This window comes from Glycomyces rhizosphaerae (genome assembly GCF_042647865.1).
Lineage (GTDB): Bacteria > Actinomycetota > Actinomycetes > Mycobacteriales > Micromonosporaceae > Glycomyces > Glycomyces rhizosphaerae.
This window is the reverse complement of the sequence record NZ_JBHRWO010000020.1, coordinates 58,768-81,724: the sequence shown is the minus strand read 5'-3', so window position 1 is coordinate 81,724 and position 22,957 is coordinate 58,768. Positions and strand designations below refer to the sequence as shown.

23 protein-coding genes are annotated in these 22,957 nt (G+C 70.3%); 11 read left to right on the top strand and 12 right to left on the bottom strand.

What is annotated here, in order from left to right; genetic code table 11:
* Positions 1-5 precede the first annotated feature (5 nt).
* Positions 6-554: an AAA family ATPase gene (locus ACFO8M_RS19530; protein ID WP_387978648.1), complete on the top strand. Its 549-nt coding sequence runs from the start codon at positions 6-8 to the stop codon at positions 552-554.
* Positions 555-699: 145 nt separating this feature from the next.
* On the opposite strand, the gene ACFO8M_RS19525 is transcribed toward ACFO8M_RS19530, so the two are convergent.
* The 5 genes from ACFO8M_RS19525 to ACFO8M_RS19505 form a co-directional block, all read right to left on the bottom strand.
* A complete protein-coding gene (locus ACFO8M_RS19525; protein ID WP_387978646.1) occupies positions 700-1,512 on the bottom strand; it encodes an HAD family hydrolase in 813 nt (270 codons plus the stop codon).
* A gap of 84 nt (positions 1,513-1,596) precedes the next feature.
* On the bottom strand, positions 1,597-1,836 hold the full coding sequence (locus ACFO8M_RS19520) for a DUF1049 domain-containing protein (RefSeq protein WP_387978644.1): 240 nt from the start codon (positions 1,834-1,836) through the stop codon (positions 1,597-1,599).
* Positions 1,837-1,966: 130 nt separating this feature from the next.
* Positions 1,967-3,292, bottom strand: coding sequence for a M14 family zinc carboxypeptidase (locus ACFO8M_RS19515; protein ID WP_387978642.1), 1,326 nt, complete (start codon positions 3,290-3,292; stop codon positions 1,967-1,969).
* Positions 3,293-3,450: 158 nt separating this feature from the next.
* On the bottom strand, positions 3,451-5,457 hold the full coding sequence (locus ACFO8M_RS19510; RefSeq protein WP_387978640.1) for a GTP-binding protein: 2,007 nt from the start codon (positions 5,455-5,457) through the stop codon (positions 3,451-3,453).
* A gap of 182 nt (positions 5,458-5,639) precedes the next feature.
* Positions 5,640-6,488, bottom strand: coding sequence for an HAD family hydrolase (locus tag ACFO8M_RS19505; protein WP_387978638.1), 849 nt, complete (start codon positions 6,486-6,488; stop codon positions 5,640-5,642).
* A gap of 157 nt (positions 6,489-6,645) precedes the next feature.
* Here ACFO8M_RS19505 and ACFO8M_RS19500 point away from each other — a divergent pair, with 157 nt between their 5' ends.
* From ACFO8M_RS19500 to ACFO8M_RS19490, 3 genes are all read left to right on the top strand, one after another.
* Positions 6,646-7,221 carry a TetR/AcrR family transcriptional regulator gene (locus ACFO8M_RS19500; RefSeq protein ID WP_387978636.1) on the top strand — a complete coding sequence of 192 codons (576 nt, stop codon included), beginning with the start codon at positions 6,646-6,648 and terminating at the stop codon, positions 7,219-7,221.
* Positions 7,222-7,312: 91 nt separating this feature from the next.
* Positions 7,313-8,101, top strand: a complete 789-nt coding sequence (locus ACFO8M_RS19495) for an SDR family oxidoreductase (protein ID WP_387978634.1) — start codon at positions 7,313-7,315, stop codon at positions 8,099-8,101.
* Between the two features lie 367 nt (positions 8,102-8,468).
* A complete protein-coding gene (locus tag ACFO8M_RS19490) occupies positions 8,469-8,891 on the top strand; it encodes a hypothetical protein (protein ID WP_387978632.1) in 423 nt (140 codons plus the stop codon).
* A 62-nt stretch (positions 8,892-8,953) separates the two neighbouring features.
* On the opposite strand, the gene ACFO8M_RS19485 is transcribed toward ACFO8M_RS19490, so the two are convergent.
* From ACFO8M_RS19485 to def, 4 genes are all read right to left on the bottom strand, one after another.
* Positions 8,954-10,123, bottom strand: coding sequence for an NUDIX hydrolase (locus ACFO8M_RS19485; protein WP_387978630.1), 1,170 nt, complete (start codon positions 10,121-10,123; stop codon positions 8,954-8,956).
* A 29-nt stretch (positions 10,124-10,152) separates the two neighbouring features.
* The gene (locus tag ACFO8M_RS19480) at positions 10,153-10,689 is read right to left on the bottom strand and encodes a tetratricopeptide repeat protein (protein WP_387978628.1); all 537 of its coding nucleotides are present in this window, start codon (positions 10,687-10,689) and stop codon (positions 10,153-10,155) included.
* Between the two features lie 120 nt (positions 10,690-10,809).
* Positions 10,810-11,457: a class I SAM-dependent methyltransferase gene (locus ACFO8M_RS19475; protein ID WP_387978626.1), complete on the bottom strand. Its 648-nt coding sequence runs from the start codon at positions 11,455-11,457 to the stop codon at positions 10,810-10,812.
* A 63-nt stretch (positions 11,458-11,520) separates the two neighbouring features.
* Positions 11,521-12,060: a peptide deformylase gene (gene def / locus ACFO8M_RS19470; RefSeq protein WP_387978624.1), complete on the bottom strand. Its 540-nt coding sequence runs from the start codon at positions 12,058-12,060 to the stop codon at positions 11,521-11,523.
* 271 nt (positions 12,061-12,331) lie between these two features.
* Here def and ACFO8M_RS19465 point away from each other — a divergent pair, with 271 nt between their 5' ends.
* On the top strand, positions 12,332-13,084 hold the full coding sequence (locus tag ACFO8M_RS19465) for a GNAT family N-acetyltransferase (protein ID WP_387978622.1): 753 nt from the start codon (positions 12,332-12,334) through the stop codon (positions 13,082-13,084).
* 40 nt (positions 13,085-13,124) lie between these two features.
* On the opposite strand, the gene ACFO8M_RS19460 is transcribed toward ACFO8M_RS19465, so the two are convergent.
* Positions 13,125-15,395 (bottom strand): glycoside hydrolase family 127 protein, encoded by a 2,271-nt coding sequence (locus tag ACFO8M_RS19460; protein WP_387978620.1) that lies wholly within the window; start codon positions 15,393-15,395, stop codon positions 13,125-13,127.
* Positions 15,396-15,569: 174 nt separating this feature from the next.
* Here ACFO8M_RS19460 and ACFO8M_RS19455 point away from each other — a divergent pair, with 174 nt between their 5' ends.
* The 6 genes from ACFO8M_RS19455 (at position 15,570) to ACFO8M_RS19430 (ending at position 21,893) form a co-directional block, all read left to right on the top strand.
* Positions 15,570-16,751: an MFS transporter gene (locus ACFO8M_RS19455; protein ID WP_387978618.1), complete on the top strand. Its 1,182-nt coding sequence runs from the start codon at positions 15,570-15,572 to the stop codon at positions 16,749-16,751.
* Between the two features lie 56 nt (positions 16,752-16,807).
* Entirely contained in the window at positions 16,808-17,944 is a 1,137-nt protein-coding gene (gene macS / locus ACFO8M_RS19450) for a MacS family sensor histidine kinase (RefSeq protein WP_387978616.1), read from the top strand.
* Complete coding sequence (locus tag ACFO8M_RS19445) at positions 17,919-18,554, top strand: response regulator (protein WP_387978614.1); 636 nt, start codon at positions 17,919-17,921, stop codon at positions 18,552-18,554. The genes macS and ACFO8M_RS19445 overlap by 26 nt, the downstream gene beginning before the upstream one ends.
* Before the next feature lie 84 nt (positions 18,555-18,638).
* Positions 18,639-20,474, top strand: a complete 1,836-nt coding sequence (locus ACFO8M_RS19440; RefSeq protein WP_387978612.1) for a 3-oxoacyl-[acyl-carrier-protein] synthase III C-terminal domain-containing protein — start codon at positions 18,639-18,641, stop codon at positions 20,472-20,474.
* Positions 20,467-21,366 (top strand): DUF6999 family protein, encoded by a 900-nt coding sequence (locus ACFO8M_RS19435; protein WP_387978610.1) that lies wholly within the window; start codon positions 20,467-20,469, stop codon positions 21,364-21,366. The genes ACFO8M_RS19440 and ACFO8M_RS19435 overlap by 8 nt, the downstream gene beginning before the upstream one ends.
* A gap of 59 nt (positions 21,367-21,425) precedes the next feature.
* Positions 21,426-21,893 carry a hypothetical protein gene (locus ACFO8M_RS19430; RefSeq protein ID WP_387978608.1) on the top strand — a complete coding sequence of 156 codons (468 nt, stop codon included), beginning with the start codon at positions 21,426-21,428 and terminating at the stop codon, positions 21,891-21,893.
* Here ACFO8M_RS19430 and ACFO8M_RS19425 read toward each other — a convergent pair.
* Together ACFO8M_RS19425 and ACFO8M_RS19420 are read right to left on the bottom strand one after the other, a co-directional pair.
* Positions 21,890-22,306 carry a DUF1801 domain-containing protein gene (locus ACFO8M_RS19425; protein WP_387978606.1) on the bottom strand — a complete coding sequence of 139 codons (417 nt, stop codon included), beginning with the start codon at positions 22,304-22,306 and terminating at the stop codon, positions 21,890-21,892. The two genes, ACFO8M_RS19430 and ACFO8M_RS19425, sit on opposite strands and share 4 nt — an antisense overlap.
* Positions 22,307-22,359: 53 nt before the next feature.
* Complete coding sequence (locus ACFO8M_RS19420; protein ID WP_387978604.1) at positions 22,360-22,953, bottom strand: hypothetical protein; 594 nt, start codon at positions 22,951-22,953, stop codon at positions 22,360-22,362.
* Positions 22,954-22,957 lie beyond the last annotated feature (4 nt).

The following is a 22,957-nucleotide window of genomic DNA, read 5'->3' as shown; positions in this document are numbered from 1 at the left end:
TCGCGATGCCACGGCTGATCCTGCTCAACGGCGCACCCGCCGTCGGAAAGTCCACTCTGGCTCGACAGTACGCCGAAGACCACCCGTTCGCACTGAACCTCGACATCGATCAGGTCCGCCGCATGCTCGGGCGCTGGCGCGACGACGCGAGCAGGGCCGGACTGCTGGCCCGGTCGGTCGCGGTCGCGGCGGCCGGGGCTCATCTCGCGTCGGGGCATGACGTGGTGGTGCCGCAGCTGGTAGGCCGGGTCGAGTTCATCGAGCGGCTCGCCGAGACCGCGACGGAGGCGGGGGCGCGGTTCTGCGAGGTCTTCCTCGTAGACGACGGCGCGAGCATCGTGCGACGCTTCGCCGAACGGACCCGACTCGCGGCAGATCCGACCCATGTGGATGCCGGGGAGCTGATGGAGGACGGCGAGGCCGGACTCCACCGCTGGGTCGACCGCATCGCGGACCTGATGCTGTTGCGGCCGAACGCTGTGACGATAAGCGCCGCTCCCGGCGAGATCGAGGAGACCTATCGGCGTCTGATCAGCGCGCTCGACAGCGAATAGCCCGCACTAGGCGACGAATCAACCGCATGCGTCCCGCGAGGTCGGGTGTGCCGGCTCGCGACGTCCCCCGGTTCAAAGGTGCCGCAAGGGTATGACAATTCGTCGACGCGAGGCGCAGCGGAGAAGGCGTTGGTGCGCCGCCTGGTCAGGTCGCGCGCTCGTCCAGGAGCGCCTCGATCGCTTGGGCCACGCCGTCGTCGGCGCAGGATCCGGTGCGGTCTGTCGACGCGGCTAGAGCCTCCGTGTTCGCGTCTGCCATGGCGAAGGACCGGCCGGCCCACGCGAGCATGGGCACGTCGGTCGGCATGTCGCCGAAGGCGACCACGGATTCGGGGCCGATGCCTTGTGCGGCGCACCATTCCGCCAGTGCCAGGCCTTTGGTGGCACAGTGCGAGCTGTACTCGATCTCCGGGTAGCTCCCCCAGTGCCACATGCGCACGCCGGGCATGTCGATCTGCCTGGCCTTGGCGACCAGCGTGGCGGCGTCCAGGCCCGGGGCCCTGACGACAAAGGTGGCGACGGCGTCGACGCCGTCGAGCAGCTCGGCAGTCGGATCGACGAAGTACCAGGGGTCGTGCAGGTGCACGCCGACCGCGAACTCCGGGTCTTGGGCGATCTGGCTCTCGCCGGTCTCGACGGCGAAGCGCGCCTGCGGCATCACTTCGAGCAGTCGTCGTTGCAGTTGGCGCGCGGTCGGGATCGGGATGGGGTGGCGGAGATCTGCGGTCCCGGACGTGAAGTCGTAGGTCATGGCGCCGTTGCAGCAGATCGCGGCGTCGATCGACGCGGCGAGTTCGGAGTGGCGGTGGACGCCGCGCGGGGCCCGGGCGGTCACGGCCACCACTTGGATGCCTCGTTCCCGGGCGGCGAGCAGGGCCTTCTGGTTGCGTTCGGAGAGTCGGCCGCGGTGGAGCAGGGTTCCGTCGAGGTCGGTGGCGATCACTTTGAGCGAAGTCACCGCCCGAGTATCGGTGCCGTGTTCTCCTGCGGGCAACCGCATTCGGGCGGTGATGTGTCACGTATCGCGGCGGGAGCGGTTGGATCAGCCGCGTTTCTTGGCGGAGCGGCGGCGCAGCAGTGCGCCGACGGCCCAGCCGGCGATGAAGACGATGGTGATCATGATCCACATGGGCGTCTCGACTTTGACGAGCCAGAGTTTGACGCTCACTTCCTCGGTGTTGACGAGGATGAACCATACGGTGAGGACGATGATCACGCCCGCGATGATGAGTCGGCGGATCATGTTCCCGCCCTTGGCTTCGGTGGCGCCTTCGGTGGCCATGGCCCGATCCTCTCCGTTGCGTTCGACGGGATGGTCGGGTCAGTATGGACGGCCGAGGCGGGTGGAGAGGCCGGTTAGGGGATTTTTCGAGAGTCCCGGCGGCGTCACCCCGCCGCCGGGACCCTCGCCGCTAGCCGGCGTAAGGCGCGGCCGCGGCCTGGGCGGCGGTCATGAGTGCGCCCTCGTTCTCGGGCCACAGTGAGTCGTCGACACAGGAGAAGGCGGGGAAGAATCCGCCGCAGTTCCCCGAGTCCGGGCCGATCTCGAAGGTGAAGCTGGCGACGCCGAGTTCGCCGTAGGCCATGTCGTCGGTGGTGCCACTGGTGCTGTAGCCGACGGTGTCGTCGTTGGTGCCGACGAAGTAGCCGTTGGACTGGGACATGGCCGCGCCCAGTGCCCGCAGCCCGTCGTCGTTCGGCGCGACGTCGTTGGTGTAGCCCCACGGGACGATGATGTACTCACCGTAGGAGTGCAGGGTGATGAACACGTCGCGGGCGTCGTCGGGCGCCGGGTCGGTCGCGTTCTCGCCGCGCTGGTCGGGGTGCATGGCGCGCAGCCAGTCCTCGACTGCCTGCGTCTCGGGTTCGGACCCGGCCGAGGGGCCTTGGAACGTCTCGGAGCAGGGGTTGGTGGAGTCGTTGCCCCACTCGAAGGTGGAGTTGCGGTTGAGGTCGATGCCGAGGCTGTCGCCGCAGTTCCCGTTGGTGTCGTTCGCGTTCTTGCGCTGGAGGATCGGGTCGTCGCCGCCGGAGGCGACGATGTCGACGCCGTCGGGGTTGGCGATCGGGACCACCCACAGTTCGGTGGTGTCCATGAGCTCGGTGACCGCGGTGTCGGTGCCGTAGCCTTCGACGAGCTTCTCGATCCAGCGCCAGGCGACCTCGCCGGTGGCGATCTCGCGGGCGTGCATCTGGGCCATGAGGGTGAACCGGGGCTTGGTGGAGTCCGGGTTCGTCTCGCAGTCGCCTTCGGCGATCTTGGTGAGGCAGATGGCGTAGACGTCGTGGCCGCCTTCGCCTTGGGTCTTCAGCCAGGAGTCGCCGATGTCGTGGAGGGACGTGAGGTCGGGGTTGGCTTCGGCGATGGCCTGGAGGTCGGCCTCGTAGGTGTCGACGGTGCGGTAGCCGCCGTAGTACGTGCCCTCCTGCTGGGCGGTGGGGGCGACCTCTTTGTAGACGGTGTCGAGGAACTGCGGGTCGTAGCCGAGTCCGCGCGCTTCGTCGGCGAGGGCTTCGTCGCCGATGATGTGGGATTCGCTGCCGTGGTCGTGGGCGAGGGTGAAGCCGAGCTCTTGGAGTTCGGTCGCTTCGTCGGCCGTAAGCCTGTCGACCTTCCAGGTGGCGAGTTCGTCGCTTTGGGGTTCGACCGGATCGGCTTGGGCGGTGAGGGTGGCGACGCTGGTGGCGGCCACGGCGACCCCCAGCGCGACGCTCGCGGTGACGAGCCTTCGCTTCATGTGCATGTGTCCGTTCTCTTCTCGTCCCGTCGGGGGTGCCGACGGACCGAAGGGGCGGTCAAAGGGATCTTAATCATACATATGCGGGCCAACTCCTCAAATAGGCAATATATTGGGACACAATGGATTCCATTTCGGACCGGGGCGTTCGGGGCGGTTCACCTGCCGCTCACGCGGCGCACCACGGCGAGCAGATAGGCGTCCCGGTCGAGCGGGTTCGCGTCCGTTCGAGGCCTGGACGGGACGGCGCCGCTCACCGGTTCGTGCCGTTCGAACACGCTCTCCAGGACGCCTTCACCACTGGTCAGACCGGGGAGGCGCTGGCCGAGTCCGTGCACGGCCTCGGCCGGGATCGTGCCTTCGATCGTGGCGCGCCCGCCGCGGATCTGCGGCGGTTCCGGGACGGCCCGGAGTTTCGTGAGCGCGGCGAGGACGCCGCCGAGGTCGGCGGCGGGCAGCTCGATCCGGAAGCGGTGCAAGGGTTCGCACACCACGGTCCCGGCTTGGCGCAGGGCCTCCATGAGCACGAGGGGCACGAGGGCGCGGAAGTCCCCCGCCGTGCTCGACATGTTCTTGTCGAACCCGCCGTGGGCGCTGGACTGGCGGGCCCAGTAGCCCGAGTGGGTCATGGTGACCGTGACGCCTTCGACCTGCCAGCCGCGCAGTCCTTCGCGGAGCTGGTCGTGGACGGTCTCCTCGACGGCCTTGAAGAACGCGAACGGCATCGAGCCGAGTTCCACGCCGAGCCGGAAGTCGATCCCGTGCCCGGGTGACGGCTCGACCCGGAGGCCGACGGTGGCCAGGAACGGATTGGGGGCCTTCGCGATGAACTCCACGGCGGCGCCGGTGCCGGTGACGCGTTCGACGCAGATGACGGTGGACTCGCGGAAGTCGACTTCGAGACCGTGCTCCTCGGCGAGGGTCGCGCCGATGACCTCCTTCTGGACTTCGCCGTAGAGCGAGACGGACAGCTCGCGGCGGGTCTCGTCGTGTCGCAGGCCGATGAGCGGATCCTGTTCGGCCAGTTGGGTGAGCGCGGTGTGCAGGGCGGGCCGATCGCCTTCGCGGGCGGGTACGACCACGGTTTCCAATGCGGGACGCAGGAAGTGCTCGGTGCGCAGTTTCGGCGGCCGCCCGATCGCGTCGCCGATGCGGACCTCGCCAAGGCCCCAGAGTTTCGCGATCCGGCCCGCCTCGACGCGGGGGTGCGGGCGGTCGACGCCGTCTTCGAAGACGCTCAGGGCGGTCACCTTCGCTTCGCGGTCGCCGACGGGCACGCGGTCGCGGACGGCGACAGTGCCGGAGAACAAGCGGGCGTAGGCGATTCGATCCCCCGCCGGGCCGCGTTCGATCTTGAAGACCGTGCCCGACAGCGGTCCCTGCGGGTCGCCTTCCGAGCCGGTCAGGAAGCGCCGGATGCCGTCGATGAGGCCCTCGATGCCGGCGCCGGTGATGGCCGAGCCGAAGTGGACCGGGTGCGCCTCGGCGAGTGCGACTCGCGCTTCGAAGGCCGAATGGAGTGCCGCGTCATGTGCGACGTGTGACATACCACTGGCCTCGGCGGTGCCGCCTGTGGAGGCGAGGTAGCTCTCCAGGAGGTGCTCGTCGAGGAGCGCTTCGAGGAGGCCTTCGGCGAAGGCGGTGTCGCGGACGCGCGGTTTGCTCTCCGCCGCAGCGGTGCCGAGGCCGTCGACGGCGTCCACCGCGACCATGGCCGGGTCGAGTTTCGCGACGAGGTCGGCGAGCAGCGAGTCGGCGCGGGCGCCGGCGCGGTCGATCTTGTTGACGAACACCAGGGTCGGCACGCCGAGGCGGCGCAGCGCCCGGTACAGGACCCGGGTCTGGGCTTGGACGCCCTCGACGGCGGAGACGACGAGCACCGCGCCGTCGAGCAGGTTGAGGACCCGCTCGACCTCGGCGATGAAGTCCGGGTGGCCGGGCGTGTCGATGAGGTTGACCGTGGTGCCGCCGAGCGCGAACGAGACCACCGCGGACTTGATGGTGATGCCGCGGCGGCGTTCGAGGTCGAGCGAGTCGGTGCGGGTGCTGCCCGCGTCGACGCTGCCGACCTCCTCGATGACCCCGGCGGCTTGGAGCAGCCGCTCGGTCAGGCTGGTCTTACCGGCGTCGACATGGGCGAGGATTCCGAGATTGAGCGTACGCAACAGCAGTCATGTCCTTGAGTTCGTTGAAACCTTTCTCGAATGACATGAACTGTTGGCGCATAGTGGCTCCTTCGCCCGATGGTCGTGGCACGCGGCGATGCCGCGCAGTGCCCAGTCCAGCAGACCGACCGGACGGACGCAACGGTTTATTCCACGCGCCGACAAGCGGCGCAGGGTCTCGGTCAGGCGGCGGCCGTGGCGTCGTTGTCGTGGACGTCCCCGTCGAGGCGGTCCCCGTTGAGGAAGCCCTCGATGATCTGGGCAACGCCGTCCTCGGCGTTGGTTGCGGTGCGGTCCGTCGCGGCGGCGACCGCCTCGGGGTGGGCGTCGCCCATGGCGTAGGACCGGCCCGCCCAGGCCAGCATCGGCGCGTCGTTCGGCATGTCGCCGAACGCGATCACCGATTCCGCGCCCACTTTGCGCTCACGGCACCAGGTCGCGAGGCCGAAGGCCTTGTCGGCGCCGCGAGCGTTGAGGTCGAGCATCCCGAAGTCGCCCCAGTGGCACATGGCCAGGCCGCCGAGGTCGACGTCCTCGACCGCCGCGGCCATCTCCTCGCCCGAGCGGTCGGCACAGTAGACCTTGATCTTCACAGCGCGCTTGGCGCGCTTGAAGACCGTCTCGACATCGTCCGCGAACTCCCAGTTCGAGGAGCCGACCAGCGCGCGGTAGGCCTCCTCGCCGACGATGCCGGTGCCGTTCTCGACGGCGAACACCGCGTCGGGGAGGCGCTTGACGATCGCCGCGGCGACCTTGCGCCCCAAGGAGATCCGGATCGAACGCAGGATGCGGATGCGACCGGTCGCGATGTCGTAGACGATCGCGCCGTTCGCGCAGACCGCACCGTCCAGGTACGGCAGGAGGTCGGGCAGCATGTCCACGCCGTAGGGGGTGCGGGCGGTGACGGCGACGACGGCGCAGCCGTCGGCGCGGGCCGCCGCTAGGGCGTCGCGGGTCCGCTCTGACACGGTACCGCCCGGGGCGAGCAGGGTGCCGTCCAGATCGGCGGCGATCACAAGGGGTTTGAGCACCGTTCCAGTATTGCCCGGCACGGCAACTGGGGCAATCGTACGAAACGGCATGATCACCGCGCTTTCGGCTCGGCGGTGCGCCATTGGTTCGGGCTGGTGAGCGGCACCCGACCCCCTTTGTTGACCTCTGGGTCAAGAATGGGGTAGGGTTCCGGTCATGGGCAGGCCGAAGAACTTCGAACCGGACGTGGCCGTCGCGCAGGCGATGGAGACGTTCTGGTCCAAGGGCTACGCGGGCACCTCCCCCTCGGACCTCGCCGAAGCCACCGGCGTCGGCAAGGGCAGCCTGTACCACGCGTTCGGCTCCAAAAGGGAGCTGTTCGGCAAGGCGCTCGAGCTGTACGGGCGGGTCGGGACGGAGATGACCGAGGCCTTCCTGAACGAGCCGGGCACCGCAAAGGAACGCATTCGCGCCTACCTGGTGCTCCTGGTGGAGATCGACCTGAACGGCCCGGTGCGGCGCGGCTGCCTCGCGGCCAACACCGCACTCGAACTGGGAGGCAAGGACCCTGAGGCCGTACAGGCCGTGCAGAAGATCACCGATGCGACCATCCGGCTGTTCGCCGAGCGGCTCCGCAAGGGCCAGCGCGACGGCGACGTCTCCGCGGAGGTCGACGCGGAGGCCGAGGCGTATTTCCTGATGAACACCGTCGTCGGGCTGCGCGTCATGGCCCAGACCCACGGCGGCCCGGTGCTGCGCCGGATCATCGACTCCGCCGTGGCGGGTTTCTGACCGCAGCGCAGTGCAAGACGCCCTCGCCAGGGGGCTTTTTTAACACCCTGATTCTTGACCTCTAGTTCAAGAACGAATGAAAGGCAGTCACATGGAACTCGGACTCAACGGCAAGACCGCCCTCGTCACCGGCGCCAGCCGCGGCATCGGCCTCGCGATCGCCGAGGCCCTCGCCGCCGAGGGCGTGCGGGTCGTCGGCGCCGCCCGCACGATCACCCCCGAGCTGGAGAAGGTCGCCGCCGCCGCGGTCAGCGCCGACCTGTCCACCCACGAGGGTGCGGTCCGCATCGTCGACGAGGCGGTCCGCGCGGTCGGCGGGATCGACCTGCTGGTCAACAATGTCGGCGGCGGCGACGTCGACCGTCTGGTCATCGGCGGGTTCCTCGACATCCCCGTCGAGCAGTGGGAGGAGGTCTTCAACCTCAATCTGTTCAGTGCGGTGTGGACGACGAAGGCGGCGCTGCCGGGCATCATCGAGCGGCGCGGCGCGATCGTCAACGTCTCCTCGGTCAACGGCCGCGTCCCGTCCGGCGCCCCGATGGGCTACGCGGAGGCGAAGGCCGGGCTCACCATGTTCACCAAGCGGTTGAGCGAAGAGGTGGCGCCGCTCGGGGTGCGGGTCAACACCGTCTCCCCCGGCGTCATCGGCTCTCCGCTGTGGCGGGACGAGGACCGCTTCGGCGGCAAGGTCGCCGAGGCGTTCGGGGTGCCGCACGGGGACCTCCTCGCGTCGATCCCCGCTCAGTTCGGGATCGCCTCGGGCCGCATCGGCGAGCCCGAGGAGGTCGCCGACCTGGTGGCGTTCCTGCTCTCGGACCGGGCCGCGAACATCCACGGCGCCGACCACGTGATCGACGGCGGGACGCTCAAGGCGGCGTAGCGAATCGGGCGGGCGCGGGAGACCGCGCCCGCCTTCGTCGCAGCCGCTCCGTGAGGTCAAGTTTGGGTAACGAGGGGGACCGGTCCCGACGCGCCGTCGTCAAACTGGCAGTGCCGTCGAGCCGCGAGTGCCGTCCAATTCGCACGGCCGCCCTACTCTGGACTGCGACCCTCCGTTTAAGGAGCCCATCATGGCCTACGACCCGCCCCCTCACTACAACTTCGGTAGCCCGAGCGATCCTCAGCGGCCGCACAGCGTTCCGCCGGCATATTCGCCGCAGCCGCCGGCCGCCGGCGCATACATCCCCCAGCAGCCCGTCTCGAGCCCGGTGCCGCCGGGCCCGCCGCAGGGGATTCCTTCCCAGCCGATGTACGCCACGCAGCCGCTCATGCAGCCGCCCCCGCCCGGGCCGGGCAAGTCCCCGATGGTGCCGCTCCTCGCCATGGGGATGGTGGTCGGGCTGGCCGGCGCCGCCGTCGGGATCGCGCTGTGGCTGCGCGCCAGCGGCGACCTCGATGACGCCGAGGCGCAGATCGCCGACCGCAACGAGCAGATCTCCCAGCTCGAGGAGGACCTCGGAGTCGCCCAGACCGAGGCCGGCGACTTGGAAACGCAGGTCGGTGAGCTCGAGACGCAGATCAGCGAGCTGCAGGGCCTGGGCGCGGACGCGGAGTCCATGCAGGCGTGCCTGGACGCGCTGAACACGTTCTTCGACACCGCCCCCGATTCGGCCGAAGAGGACGCGGCGCTGATCGTCGTGGAGAGCGACTGCGCCGGCTGGATCTCCTGACGCCCGCAGGTTAAGGGAACCGCGAACGGGCTCGGAGGTCGCAACCTCCGGGCCCGTTGGTTTCAGCCTTCGCCGAAGCGCTTGGTGAAGGCCACGGGGATGCGCAGTTCGTGGCCTTTGAACAGGTCTGCTTGCGACGCTTCGTCCCTGGTCAACCAGCGGTGGTCGGAGGCTTCGAGTTCGGCGAGGCGGATCGGCTGCGCCGGGTCGAGCATGCGGGCGGTGAAGCTCATGATCATCGGCATGCGGGAGTCGCCGAGGTTGGTGTCCCGTTTATCGAACGCCCAGGCCAGCTCCGTCAACTCGACGTCGAGGCCGGTCTCCTCGAGCGCTTCGCGGATCGCTGCCAGCGCCACGGGCTCGCCGACCTCGGTGCCGCCGCCGGGCACAGCCCACTGGCCGGTGTCGGTGCGTCGGATGACGAGGATGCGGCCCTCGTCGTCGAAGATCGCCGCGTCCGCGCCGGTCGGGACACCGTAGGCGGCGAGGTCGCCGCAGTCGATGCGCGGGTAGTCCAGTTCGGCCTCGACCGCCCGCTCGCAATGCGCGGCGATGCGGTGCTGGCGTTCGATCGAGTACGTGCTCGTCACGGTCGCAAGGGATTCCTTCGCGAGAGCGGCGACGTCGTCGAGGATCTCCTTGGCTGCCGGGGAGACGCGCAGCGGGCCGCGCTCGGGCACGACCGCGCTCGCGGCCGGAGGCAGGGTCGGCAGGTCGCCGTCGAGGTCCGGATCGGCCGGCTCCAGCAGCTTCTCGACTGCATCGGCGTCGAGGTCGGTGGCGAACTCGTAGACGAGCAGGTACGTGTGCGGGCAGGGCAGGAACCCGAGATCGGTGTCGGCGATGGCGATCGGCTCTTCCGGGACGGCCGTGCCGAGGGCGGTGGCGGTCGCTTCGAGGCGATGTCCGAGGGTGTCCGAACGGAAGCGGCGGCGGTGTACGACGCGCGTGCCGTCACCGCAGTCGATGCGGAACTCCGTGCCGGGAATGGGGGTGCGCAGGTCGCTGTCGGTCGCGAAGATCGCCCGGATCTCCTCGTACGGCCGGTGGTCGACTAGGGCGAACAGCGCCGCGGCGTGCTCGCGGATCGCGTGCAGGCGGGACTCCTCTTCAGGAACGCCGCCCCAGTACAGACCGTTCGCGGCTTCGGCCCTGAGCATGTCGGCGAGGCGGGCGAGCCCGATCGCCTCGTGCCGTGCGGGGCTTGCGTCTGCAGTCCGGTTCGTCGTCATGGCGCTCCTCTGCTCGGCTTCACGGAGTGTCAGATGGTACGCGGTCCGACCGCCGCGCGGGCGGCGCTCAACGCCTCCTGCGTCGAGGCGATCAGGGCCGGGTCGCCGAGTTTCTGGCGCATGACCAGGACTTCCGTGAGGACCTCGACGGCGAGGTGCGGGCGGCGGGCGTCGATGAGGTGCTTGCCGTAGTGCTGCAATGCGAAGTGGAGGATGTTCGGGCTCTCGGCCCGTGCGATCTCGATGGCCTGCTCATAGAGAGGCTCGGCGGTGGCCAGCTCGCCGGGGTAGCGAAAGGCGTCACCGAGGTTGACGAGTGCGGCGACCCGCTGATGCGGCGTCGCGGCGCGGTCGACGGCCGCGGCGAGGACCCGCTGCGCTTCGGTGTGGTCGCCGAGGGCGATGAGGCCGACGCCGGCCTGCCGCAGTTCAGGTTGCGAGAGCCGGGCCTCGCGGGCGAGCTCGTAATGGACGAGGCGGCGCAGCCGCTCCGGCTCGGTCGCGTACATGCGCCCGTCGTTGCCCGTCGCGATGAGCTCGGCGATCTGTTGCTGTTCGGCCGACAATGGCTCGTCCCCCGTTCCGCGCTCGGTACGCCTGAAGCGAGGATAGAGCGGGACATGGAGTTTGCCCAGCCCCACGCTCTACGCTACCCGACCTGCGGCGCTGTCAGTGCGATCCGGGGATCAGGGCTTTCGCAGGATCAGGCCTTGGTACTGGTCGACGGAGCGGTCGAGGTCGAGGAGTTTCGCCTCCTCCACCATGAAGTGCTCGGCGGCGACGGCCGCGATCTGATCGGCGAGGTAGAACGAGAAGAACCGCTTCGGCTCGCAGTGGTCGCCCTCCCAGGTCCCTTCGAAGTCCTGGCCGCCGTACTGTCCCCAGTAGAACAACCCGCCGGGGGGCAGGACGCGCCGCACTTCGGCGAGCACACCGGGCAGTTCGGCCTTCGGCACGTGCAGCAGGCAGTTCATGCCGAACACCGCGTCGAAGGACGCGTCCTCGAACGTCAGGGCGCTGAAGTCCATCACCGCCGCGTCGAGCCCCTTGGCCCGGCAGTGCGCCACGAGCTGGGGCGAGAGGTCGGTGCATGTGACCTTGAAGCCTTGGTCGGCGAAGTACCTGCCGCTGACGCCGTGTCCCGCACCGATCTCCAGCAGGCGCGACGCGCCCGCTTCGCGCAGGCGGGCGGCGAACCGGTCGCGCTCCAGGGCCTTCCATTCCGAATCGTCCATGCCTTCGCGGGCGTCCGCGTCGGCGTCGTAGGACCGGCGCAGGTCTTGCTTGAGCTCCGTGTAATCCACGGGAACGATGATGCCAGAGGGGTCCGACATCGCGACACCTTCGCGCGGCTCTCCCGCCACGAACCGCTGGTTCCGCAGGGCGCCGCCGGAGGTCTAGCGGAGGCCGGCTTCGGCGAGGGCGCGGTTGCGGGCCTTCTTCGGGAGGCGGTCGACGTAGACGGTGCCGTCGAGGTGGTCGTACTCGTGCTGGAGGCAGCGGGACAGGGTGCCGGTGCCCTCGATCCGCACGGGCTTGCCCTCGGCGTCGAAGCCCTCGACGACGGCGGTGGCCGAACGCGGCGTGTCCTCGAACGCGCCGGGCACCGACAGGCAGCCCTCGTCGTCGACCATGAGCTCCCGCGGCGCCTCGGGAAGGATCAGCACCGGGTTCACCACGGCGGCCACGGTGCGCTCTCCCTCAGCGTCCTCGCAGTCGAGGACGAAGACCCGGGCGTCGACGCCGATCTGGTTGGCCGCCAGGCCGACGCCGTCGGCCGCGTACATGCTCGCGAACATGTCCTCGATCAGCTCCGCCAGCGCGTCGTCGAAGGCCTCGACGGGCTTGCAGGCGCGGTGCAGCACGGGTCCGCCGTACAGCGTGATCGGGTGCACCCGGCCGTTGTCGCCGGGCGCGTCGCGTTCGTGGTCGGTCACCGGTGTCTCCTTGTCCGCCAATCGGTCTCCCTCTTGGGCTTCGTCTTGGGCCTCATGTATGTCCGTGGCGGTGGCATATCACATGCCACACATCAGTCCCACTGTTGCAAGTATATTGCAACAGACTCGGCCGATCCGGAGGCAGCCGTCATCGTCGAAGCGTACGGCGGGTTCGCCGCCGCGGACCGCACGGTCGATGTCGCCGTGCACCCGCCGCGGCAGCGCTGCTTCGTGCCGTACCGAGTCGGAGGCCGCGTCTAGAATCGCGCAGATGACCCCTCCCCCCGAGATCCGCGCGACCCTCGACGAGGCGCCGCGCCTCCAGGCCCGCAATTCCGCCGCGTTCTGGGCCGCGACCGGCCGCTCGCGCGGGCACGAGGTGATCCGCCGCCGCGGCTACCTCGCGGTCGTCGGCGATGAGCGCGCCGGGACGCGCGTCCTCATTCAGGAACCGGATCTCACGCCGGACGAGGTGGCCGAGATCGCTGCGCTCGCAAGGGAAGCGGTCGGACCGGTGGATGCCGAGGACCCGTTCAGCGCCACCGATCTGGGCGCTCTGGAGATGCGGCACTGGCAGATGCCCGTCATGCTGCGCCCGCCCGGACCGGTCGCCGTTCCGGCGATGGAGGTCGTCCGGACGCGCGGCGAGGCGGACCTGCACGCGGCCGAGCGGGCCGTGATCGCAGGGTTCGAGCTGACTCGGTTCGAGCCCCACCGCGGCGGCGAGCTGTTCCCGTTGGCGCTCCTCGACGAGCCGGGCGTGGACGTGTACGTCGCGCGCCTCGACGGCGAGGTCGCCGGGGCGTGCGTCACCGTCCGGGCCGATGGGCTCGCCAGCCACTACTGGGTCGGCACCCCACCGGAGTTCCGCTCCCGCGGCGTCGGCCGGGCCGTGATGCTCGGTTCCCTCGCCGACCTCGCCGCACTGCCGGTCACGCTCACGGCGTCTCGACTCGGCAAGCCCCTCTATGAATCCCTCGGCTTCACGGCGGCGGCGCCGTCCACGTGGTGGTCCGACCAGTAACACGGGAGGGCGACCCGGTTCGACCCGCGCCCAACGGTGTCTACCAACGGATCAGGCGAACCGTGGTGATGCCGGGAGTCGAATGTCCTGAAAGGGCGGTGAATTCGAGTGCGAACTCGTCGGCGCGCGGCTCGTCCGTGAGCTCGCCGGGGAGGCTGTAGTCGCGTTCGAGGTGCTCTTCGCCGCCCTCCCAGTGCTCTTCGGCGAGAAGGACGCCGCCGAGCCGCACCGCGACCGCGGCGGGGCGGCCTTCGAGGCGGTAGCCGACGCGGAGCACCTGCGCGCGGTGCTCAGGGTCCTTCAGCGTGACGGACATGGTCGCCGCGGTCCGCCGGGAGCGGTGGCCGTCGGCGTCGACGGACACTTCGGTCTGCTCGCCCCGGAAGCCGTGGTCGCTTTCGGGCTGCTGCTCACCGAATGCGACCTTGTCCACGGTCATCTCGTCGAGCGCGAGGGAGTCGCGGTCGGCGGCGATCAGCGCCGCCCGCCGCTCCCCCACCTGCGACGCGGCGGCCACGGGCCAGTAGATCGTGTAGCGGCCGTCGTGGATCTGGTGGAACGGGACCAGCTCGACCGAGCCCGCCGGGTCGGCGGTGGCGAGCCGGTAGCGAAGCGGCCCTTCGCGAGTGAGGACCTCGCCCGCGGGGAGGTCTGCGACGACGGCCAGGTCCCCGAGGCCTTGCAGCGGGCCGTAGGCGACGTGGCCCATCCGGCTGTCGTCGGCGAGCAGGCCCGTGAGGTGCTGTGCGCCGTCCCGGGCCGCCAGCAGCACCGGTCCGGCGAAGTACGCCCGCCACGGCGAGCCGTCGGGCAGCCGCTCGGCCGAGAGCCGCAGCGGGAGCGCGAAAGTGACCGCGTCACCGGACTGCCAGGTCCGTTCGATGAGGACCGCGCCGGGGACCTGCTCGGCGTCGGCGGTCTCGCCGTTGACCGCGAGGTCGGCCAGCTCGCCGACCCAGCCGGGGACGCGCAGGCGGAGCGCGAACGTGCGGGGCTCGTCCAGGTCGAGCGTGACGCGCACGTGCTCGTCGGCCGGGAACCCGGTCTCGATCCGGAGCCGACCGCCGAACTCGGGGGCGTCGAGCTCGGCCGGGACGTACAGGTTCACGGCGAGCGCGCCCTCATGCTCGCCGAAGACCCATTCCCCGTACTTCGCCTGCGCCTCGATGCCGGTGCCGACGCAGCACCACATGCCGAGGTCCGGCTGCGAGTAGACCCGGTAGTGGCGCGGGCGCATCGGCGTGAAGTAGACGAAGCCGCCGCGTTCGGGGTGCTGGGAGGCCAACTGGTGGTTGAGGATCGCGCGTTCGGCGAAGTCGAGGTGGGCCGGTTCGAACGAGACCTCGGCGAGCCGCTGCGTCAGTTTCAGCATGTTGTAGGTGTTGCAGGTCTCGGGGCCCTCGCGGTCCTCGATCATCGGGGTGAAGTCGTCCACCGCGTGGAAGTGCTCACGGACGCTGTTGCCGCCGATGGCGACCGAGCGCTTTTCGACGACCTCGTGCCAGAAGAAGCGGGCCGCGTCGAACAACTCGCGGTCGTCGCGGACCGCGGCGGTGGCGGCGTAGCCGACGGCCTTGGGGATCTGCGTGTTCGCGTGGCGCCCGGTCAGGTCGTCGCGCCGCTCAAGGAGCGGGTCGAGGATCGCGCGGTGGGAGAAGCGCAGGGCCGCATCGGCGTAGTCCTTGCGGCCGGTGAGTGCCGCGAGGTCGGCGTACGTCTCGTTCATGCCGCCGAACTCGGTGTCGAGCATGGCTTCGAACGCCTCGTCGTCCATCTGGGCGGCGATGTCGAGCCACCAGTCGGCGAGCCGCACGACCATGGCCAGGGCCCTCTCATCGCCGAGCAGGCGGTGGGCGTCGATGAGGCCGGCGAAGGTCTTGTGCAGGTTGTACCAGGGCACCCAGTGGTCGCTCGATCCCAGCGACCGGGCGGCGTCGATGCCGCCCCCGCGCAGACCCTCGAACAGGGTCGCGCCGCCGGGGACACCGCCGATGTAGCCGGTGCCCAGAGCGTTCTGGGCGCGTTCGAGTTCGGTGATCATGTGGTCGAGTCGCCGCCGCGGCTCGGTCTCGCCGGTGACGACGGCCAGGAGCGCCAGCGCGGAGAGGTAGTGGCCGCCGATGTGGCCGTCGAGCCCGGAGTCCTCCCAGTTGCCGTAGGACGCGGCGCGCGGCTGGAGTCCGGCTTCGCGCAGGAACGGGGCGAGCAGCCGGTCGGGGTCCATCGCGAGGACGTACTCGAGGTCGGTGCGCGCGGCGCGGGCGAGGGGGCCGTCGAGCAGCGTGACGCGGTCGAGCGGGAAGGCTTTCATCGTGGTCCCTTTGGTGCGGCCCCGGCGAAGGGCGATGTATCGGTAAACCGGCGCTTGCAACTTACCCGATCGGCGCGCGCCCCGGCGAACGAGGCCGACCGGGCAAAGGCACTGGACCGGCAACGGCGGTTATGCGAGGATGGCGCGCATTCGGCTCCACTGAGGTGATGCGACGTGTCCCTGCTGTCCGATTTCGACCGACGGTCCGTCGCGGCGCTGCTGGCGCTCGCGGGGGCGGCGTTCTGCTACGTCACCGTCGAGACCGTCCCGATCGGCCTCCTCTCCGAGATCGCCGACGACCTCGACGTCACTCCAGCGCAGGTCGGCCTGCTGGTCACCGGCTACAGCGTCACGGTCGCCGTGGTCACGCTGCCGCTCGTGCGATTGGTCGCCAAGGTGCCGCGGCGCCCGCTCCTCCTGGGGCTCATGGCGGTCCTGGTCGTGGCGACGGTCCTGTCCGCCGCGGCGAACGGGTACGCCACGCTCCTGGCCGCCCGCGTCGCGACCGCCCTGAGCCAGGCGGTCTTCTGGGCCGTCGTGGCACCGGTCGCCGCCGGAATGTTCCCGGTCCGGGTGCGGGGCCGCGTCATGGCGGTGGTCTTCACCGGCGGCTCGATCGGCCCGATGCTGGGCGTGCCCGCAGGGACCTGGCTGGGCCAGCAGGCCGGCTGGCAGGCCGCGTTCCTCGCGCTCGCGGCGCTGGGGCTGCTCGCCTTCCTCACCCTCGCCGCCGCGCTGCCCTCCAGGCCGACACGGAACGAGCACGCGGGCCGGGGCACGGCTCCCGACGCCCGCCGGTACGCGCTGGTGCTCGCCACTTCGGCGCTGGCAGTCGGCGGCTTCTTCACCGTCTTCACCTACACCGCCGAGTACGTCACCGTCGTCGCCGGGATGTCGGCCGCACTGCTCGGGCCGCTGCTGCTCGCCCGCGGGCTGGTCGACTTCGGCGGCATCGCCTTGGGCGGCATGCTCACCGACCGGAACCAGCGGCTGGCCGTCGCGCTGCCGGCGGCGCTGCTCGTCGCCACGCTGGCCGGCATGTTCGCCTTCGGGGCCGACCCCTGGGTCACCGGAGCCGCCGTCGTGGCCACCGGGCTCGCGATGGGCGCACTCACACCGGCCCTCCAGAACCGGGTCATGGAGTTCGCCCCCGGCAGCACCGACACGGCCTCGGCGGGGAACTCGATCGCCTACAACGTGGGCATCGCGCTCGGCTCCTCCCTCGGCGGCCTCGCGCTCGCCAACACGGGCACCCGGAGCATCGCCCTGGTCGGGGCGGTCCTGGCCGCCGCCGCACTCGCCGCGGCGTTCGCGACCTCCGCCCGCGAACGCGAAGCACCCGCGGCAGTGCGTTAGGGAACGTCGGTGTACTTGGGCCCGAACGGACTCGGCGCTCCTGAGAGAATGCCACGGTGGGTTTGCAGACGCAGTTGCGGCGGGCGATCGCGGTGTACCGGTTCGTCGCTCTGGGCTACCCGGTGCTGCTGGGCGCCTTGGCGTTCGACGCGCTCCAACGCCCGGTCGCGGCGGCCGCACTGGTGGCCCTGCTCATCGGCTGGACCGCGGCGGTCAGCTACCGGTACACCCGCAACGGGTACGAGCCGAAGGTCGTCTACACCGATCTGGCGGTGACGGCCGCGGCGGTCGCGCTGTCGGCGTGGGCGCTCGCGGTGTCCGACCGGGCGTGGCCGATCTCGTTGGGGCCGTGGCTGGCCGGGATCGTGCTCGTGTGGGGCGCGGCGTGGGGACGGCGCAGCGGCGCCGTCGCGGGCGGCGTGATCGCGGTGTTCGGGATGGTCTTCCGCGGCGGCATCAACGAGAACACCGTGAACGAGGCGGCGCTCCTTGTGCTCACCGGTTTCACGATGGGGCACCTGGTGCGGCTCGGGGTCGAGGCCGAGGAGCGGACGCGGCGGGCGACCGAGCGCGACGCCGCCGCCCGCGAGCGGGAGCGCCTGGCCCGGGACATCCACGACTCGGTGCTGCAGGTGCTGGCGCTGGTGCAGCGGCGCGGCAACGAGATCGGCGGCGAGGCGGCCGAACTGGGCCGCCTGGCGGGCCGCCAGGAAGAAGCGCTCCGGGCGCTCATCTCGTCCGAGGCGTACCGGCATCCGCTCGACGGGCGGCGGGACCTGCGCGAGCTGATCGGCCGGCACGCGGGCGAATCGGTGACGGTGGCGGCTCCGGCCACGCCGGTGCGGCTGCCGACGGCGACCGCCCAGGAGGTCGCGGCGGCCGTGGCGAGCGCGGTCGACAATGTGCGGGAGCACTGCCCGGACGGGACGCGGGTCTGGCTGCTGGTGGAGGACGACGGCGAGGCGGTCACGGTGAGCGTGCGCGACGACGGGCCGGGGATCGCCCCGGGCCGGTTGGCCGCGGCCGCCGCCGAAGGCCGGCTCGGTGTGGCGCAGTCCATCGAGGGCCGCGTTCGCGAGCTCGGCGGCACGGTGCAGGTCGTTTCGGGTCCCGGGCAGGGCACGGAAATCGAGATGCGGGTGCCCCGCCCGCGTGAAGGAGATGCCGATGGCGACGCTCATCGTGGTCGATGACCACCCGATCTGGCGGGAGGCGATCAGCCGCGACCTGACGGCGGCCGGGCACCGCGTGCTCGCCGCGTTCGGCGAGGGCAGGGCGGCGCTCACCGCGATCCGCGAGCTGAGCCCGGACGTGGCGATCCTCGACCTCCAGCTGCCAGACCTCTCCGGTGTCGCAGTGCTGCAAGGACTGGGCGAGGACTGCCCGACGGCGGTGCTCGTGCTCTCCGCGAGCGGCGAATCCTCCGATGTGCTCGAAGCGATGAAGGCCGGGGCGCGCGGGTACCTCGTCAAGTCCGCCTCCGCGACCGAGCTCGCCGACGCGGTCGAACGGGTCGCGGCGGGGGACGCGGTGTTCACGCCGGGCCTGGCGGGCCTGGTGCTCGGCGAATACCGGCGCTTGGCGAACGCGGGCGAGGCTGAGCGGCCGAAGCTCTCGGAGCGGGAGACCGAGGTGCTGCGCCTCGTCGCCAAAGGACTGAACTACCGCGAGATCGCCGAGCGGCTGGTCCTTTCGCAACGGACGGTGCAGAACCACGTGCAGCACATCCTCACGAAACTCCAGCTGCACAACCGCGCGCAACTCGTGCGATACGCCATCGAACAAGGCATCGACGGCGACTGACCGTCGCGGCTGAGTACTTTCGGACCCGGTTTTTGAGTAGAAGCACCGATGCGCCGACCGCCATCGGCGCTGTCCAATGGAGGCATGAACGCCTACATCACCGCCGCCGGCGCGTACCTCCCCGGTCCTCCGGTCGGCAACGACGAGATCGCCGCGCGCCTCGGCGGAGTCGACGAACGCGGCGACCGGCTGCGCCGCCGCATCCTCGCCGCCAACGGAATCGCCAAGCGCCACTATGCATTGGACGCGCAGGGCCGCACCACCGAGCTGAACGAAGAGCTCGCCGCCAACGCCCTCCACGCCGCACTGGACGAGCGCGGGCTCGGCGCCGCCGACCTCGACATGCTCGCCACCGCGACCACTCAAGGCGACCTGCTCGTGCCCGGTTTCGCCTCGATGGTCCACGGGCGCTTGGGAGGCGGTCCGATGCAGGTGCTCTCGGCCTCCGGCGTGTGCGCCTCCAGCCTCGCCGCGCTCGACGCGGCCGTCGCCAAAGTGCGCCTCGGCGACCGGCGACGCGCGGCCGTGGTGGGCAGCGAGCTGTCGAGCCGGTGGCTGCGCGGAACGCGGTTCAGCGGCAGCGGAGACGGCGACGCGCATTTCCTGCGGTGGATGCTCTCCGACGGCGCCGGTGCCGTGCTCGTGGAAGCACAGCCGCGCCCCGACCGGCCCTCGCTGCGGGTCGACTGGGTCCGCACCGTCTCGCTCGCCCACGCCCACCCGGTGTGCATGCGGGCCGGGATGGGCGAAGGCTCCTCCCCCGTCGCCGGGCGGACCTGGCAGGACATGGGCAGCGCCACCGCGGCCGAACAGGCCGGAATGATGCTGCTGCGCCAGGACACGAGCGCCCTCGGGGCACTCGCCGAGGCGGGACTGCGCGAATTCCAGGCCCTCACCCGCGACGGGTTGATCGACCTCGGCAAGCTCGACCACGTGCTGTGCCACTACTCGACGAACGCGTTCCGCGACATCGTCTTCGACCAGCTGGCCTCCGCGGGAGCGGACATCGACACCGACCGCTGGTTCTCCAATCTCGAGACCCGCGGGAACACCGGCGCGGCCTCGATCTTCATCGCGCTCGAGGAATGCTGGCGCACCGGTCGCATCCAGCCGGGCCAGACCGTGCTGCTCGCCGTCCCCGAATCGGGCCGGTTCTCGTTCGGCTTCGCGCATCTGACCTGTGTGGACGCCGAACAGGTCGAAGCGGAACCCGTCGCCGTCCCCGCGCCCGCGCCGGTCTCGGTGACTCCCGTTGTGCCCCAATCGGGGAGCATCCACGACCGGCTCGACGCCGTGTGGCAGGAATTCGAGCAGCGCCTCGACCAGGTCCCGGTCATGCACCGCCTCAGCGAAGGCACCGCCACCATCGAGGACTACCGGCGGCTCCTGTTCAACCTGCGCCAGCAGGTCGCCGACGGCGCCCGCTGGATCTCCCGCGCCGCCTCGAACTTCTCGGTCGACCTGTTCGACCTGCGCAGCGCCGCGATCGGGCACGCCGCCGAAGAACACCGCGACTTCATGATGATCGAACGCGACTACGCCGCCTGCGGCGGCTCCATCGAGGACATCCGCTCCGGAGCGAAGAACATCGGCTCGGAAGCGCTGTCGGCGTTCATGTTCCACACCGCCAGCCAACCCGACCCGATCGGCCTGCTCGGAGCGATGTTCATCATCGAAGGCCTCGGCACCGGCAAGGCCTCCGGCTGGGCCGCACGGTTCAAGGAGACCCTCGGCCTGCGCGACGACCAGGTGAGCTTCCTGGCCTACCACGGCGAAGCCGACGACGACCACTTCGCGAAACTCCAGGCCATTCTCAACTCGCCGCGTATCGACGACGCGGCCGCCGACGCGATCGTCAAGACCGCCAAGGTCGTCGCCCGGCTCTACGCCCTCCAACTGGAAGAACTCGACAATGTTTGAAAAGGCGCCGTCCCCGGGGCCGCTCGCCGACCCGCCGATGTGGGACGCGATGATCGCCGACCCCGCGATGCCACTGGAACCCGCGGTCGCCCGCATGGTCACCGACGACCAGCGACAGTGGACCCGCACCTGGCTCTACCCGGTCCTTCGCCCCGTATCGCGCGTGCTCGCACTCGTCATCGTCGCCCTCAAACGCCTGACGCCGGTGCGCTGGACCGCGCACCGGCTCATGGACCGGCTCTGCCTGTGGTTCCTGCGCCGCTTCGTCTCACCACTCGCGGTCGAACTCCTCATCCGCCACTTCGTGATCGAGACGAACCTGCTCAACTTCATCGTCCGCAACACCGCCACCGGCATCGAACCGGTCGCCCTGCGCCCGGTAGACCTCGCCGGGCTCGGCGACCGCGCCGTGATCGAACACGACATCAACGTCTACGAAGTCCTCACCGCCCTCGACATGACCCCGAACGGGCCACTGGACTACAGCGACCTCGACATGCCGCCGCTCGACCCCGAACCCCACCGGTTCCGACTGCTGCGACTCGACATCCAGACCGCCCTGTGCCTGATGAACCTGCCGTTCGCCGCCTGCCTCACCCCCGACGAATACCGCCGGGCCGTGCACTCCATGCGCTTCGACGACTCGATCCTGTCGATCCTCGCCGAGATCACCGGCGACCCGACGTTCCTGCGCTGGCAGAACGGCGACCTCTCGATCCGCGCCGACTCCAACACCGACGTGCCGCACGCGGTCTACCGCCACGCCGTCGTCTGCGAATACGCCCACGCCCGCCTGGTCCGCATCGCCGCCCGGCAAGGAACATCACAGTCGATCTGTCCAGTTCCCGACAGTTCCGTCCCTTTGGCGTCAATAACCCGTCAAGAACGTTGACGCTCCGGATCTGCGGTGGTGCCCTTGAACTATCAACGGTTCTCTACCGGAGGTGGAAGATGGAGCGCACGCCCTCGACCCCGTACTCCCGCATCGGCGGCCTGGCCGCACTCAGCGGCTCGGTGCTCATGGTCGGCTCGATGTTCATGCCCTGGGTCGACACCGCCGGAGGCGGATCGGTCGACTACTGGCACCTCTCGGGCGTGGAAGGCGTCCGACCCGACACCCGCACCTACGTCGTGTCCCTCGGCCTCATGCTGCTGCTCGTCGTGTGGTGCGCCCTGTACTTCACGCTGCACACCCACGAGACCCGCACGGTCTGGGCCTTCGGCGGCCTCGCCGGCGCCATGATGCTGTACGGCGGCGACCTGGTCATCAGCGAGGACCTCCCCGCAGGAACCCAGGCCGCGGGCGAAGCGGTGGCCGCCATCGGGCTGCTGCTGCTCGCCGCGGGATCGATCGTGGCGCTGGCCGCCAACATCCCCGAGCCCGCCCCGGCCCACCGGACCGGCAAAGCGGCGCTCTAACCGGGACTGTCGTCGGCCTCGTATCCGATCCGGATGAGCGTCTTGAGGACTTCGAGGTCGACGTCGTCGAGGTACTTGATGTACAGGCAGCCCTTGCCGGTCGTGTACTTCCCCAACCGCGCGAACAGGTCCCGGTCCTCCAGATCGTCGGTGCCCATGCCGTAGCGGCGGATGAGCCCGTACAGGACGAGCGCGGAGGCGCGCGCGGCGAAGCCCACCTTCACCGTGTCGCCTTCGCGCCCTGTCGCGTACTTGTAGTGGTACGTCCCGTAGCCGATGATGCCGCCCGGCCAGATGACGGGTTCCTCACCGGTCACCTCGCGCATGATCGCGGCCAGGCGGCCCGCGTCCGCGCGGCGCCGGACCACTTTCACCCGGTAGAACTGCGTCTCGAGTTCCGCTTGCGTCGTCACGAACCCGATCGTAGGCCGCGCGGGCGGGCCGCACCCTGATAACGAGCGCTTGATCAGGCGTGACGCCTGCGGGCCTTGAGGAATCTGCGGAAGAGCACGAAGGCCGCCCCCGCGACCGCTGCCGCGCCGAGGGCCGCCGCCGTCCACCACCAGGGGCTGATCGGCGTCTCAGGGTCGAGCAGCGCCGCCTGGTCGCTGACGCAGCCAAGGATCGCGCCGCCCTCTGCGGTCGCCGCGCACACTGTGGTGGTGAAGCCCGTGCCCTCGTCCGGCGCGGCCGACAGGTCGGGCTGGTCGACGACGACGAGCTGCCCCTGCTCGATCTGGTCGCCGCTGCCGACTCGGACGGTGTCCTCGATCTCGACGCGCTCACCGGGCTCCAGCGAAACGATCCAGCCGACCCCGCCGCCACCGTTCACCGCAGCAGGCTCGGCGCGGCTCAAGGTGAATCCGGCGGGCAGCAGGTGCGAGACCTTCAGGTCCGCATAGGCCTCGTCGCCGGTGTTCTCGACGGTGATGGCGTAGTCGACAGTGTCGCCCTCGCGGATCTCGGCTCCCGGTTCGCCGCCGCGCTGGACGGTGATCGCGATCGGGCCGTCGGCCGCGTGCGCCGGGGCGCCGCCCAGGATCGCGGCCGCGAGTCCCATCGCC

Bases quoted from the DNA above. Each gene is read 5' to 3' on its own strand.
- ACFO8M_RS19520 (WP_387978644.1), bottom strand. From the start codon at position 1,836: ATGGCCACCGAAGGCGCCACCGAAGCCAAGGGCGGGAACATGATCCGC.
- ACFO8M_RS19430 (WP_387978608.1), top strand. From the start codon at position 21,426: ATGGAGCGCACGCCCTCGACCCCGTACTCCCGCATCGGCGGCCTGGCC.
- ACFO8M_RS19440 (WP_387978612.1), top strand. From the start codon at position 18,639: ATGAACGCCTACATCACCGCCGCCGGCGCGTACCTCCCCGGTCCTCCG.
- ACFO8M_RS19435 (WP_387978610.1), top strand. From the start codon at position 20,467: ATGTTTGAAAAGGCGCCGTCCCCGGGGCCGCTCGCCGACCCGCCGATG.
- ACFO8M_RS19475 (WP_387978626.1), bottom strand. From the start codon at position 11,457: ATGTCGGACCCCTCTGGCATCATCGTTCCCGTGGATTACACGGAGCTC.
- ACFO8M_RS19515 (WP_387978642.1), bottom strand. From the start codon at position 3,292: ATGAAGCGAAGGCTCGTCACCGCGAGCGTCGCGCTGGGGGTCGCCGTG.
- ACFO8M_RS19485 (WP_387978630.1), bottom strand. From the start codon at position 10,123: ATGACGACGAACCGGACTGCAGACGCAAGCCCCGCACGGCACGAGGCG.
- ACFO8M_RS19500 (WP_387978636.1), top strand. From the start codon at position 6,646: ATGGGCAGGCCGAAGAACTTCGAACCGGACGTGGCCGTCGCGCAGGCG.
- ACFO8M_RS19495 (WP_387978634.1), top strand. From the start codon at position 7,313: ATGGAACTCGGACTCAACGGCAAGACCGCCCTCGTCACCGGCGCCAGC.
- ACFO8M_RS19530 (WP_387978648.1), top strand. From the start codon at position 6: ATGCCACGGCTGATCCTGCTCAACGGCGCACCCGCCGTCGGAAAGTCC.
- ACFO8M_RS19460 (WP_387978620.1), bottom strand. From the start codon at position 15,395: ATGAAAGCCTTCCCGCTCGACCGCGTCACGCTGCTCGACGGCCCCCTC.
- ACFO8M_RS19420 (WP_387978604.1), bottom strand. From the start codon at position 22,953: ATGGGACTCGCGGCCGCGATCCTGGGCGGCGCCCCGGCGCACGCGGCC.
- ACFO8M_RS19445 (WP_387978614.1), top strand. From the start codon at position 17,919: ATGGCGACGCTCATCGTGGTCGATGACCACCCGATCTGGCGGGAGGCG.
- ACFO8M_RS19490 (WP_387978632.1), top strand. From the start codon at position 8,469: ATGTACGCCACGCAGCCGCTCATGCAGCCGCCCCCGCCCGGGCCGGGC.
- ACFO8M_RS19465 (WP_387978622.1), top strand. From the start codon at position 12,332: ATGACCCCTCCCCCCGAGATCCGCGCGACCCTCGACGAGGCGCCGCGC.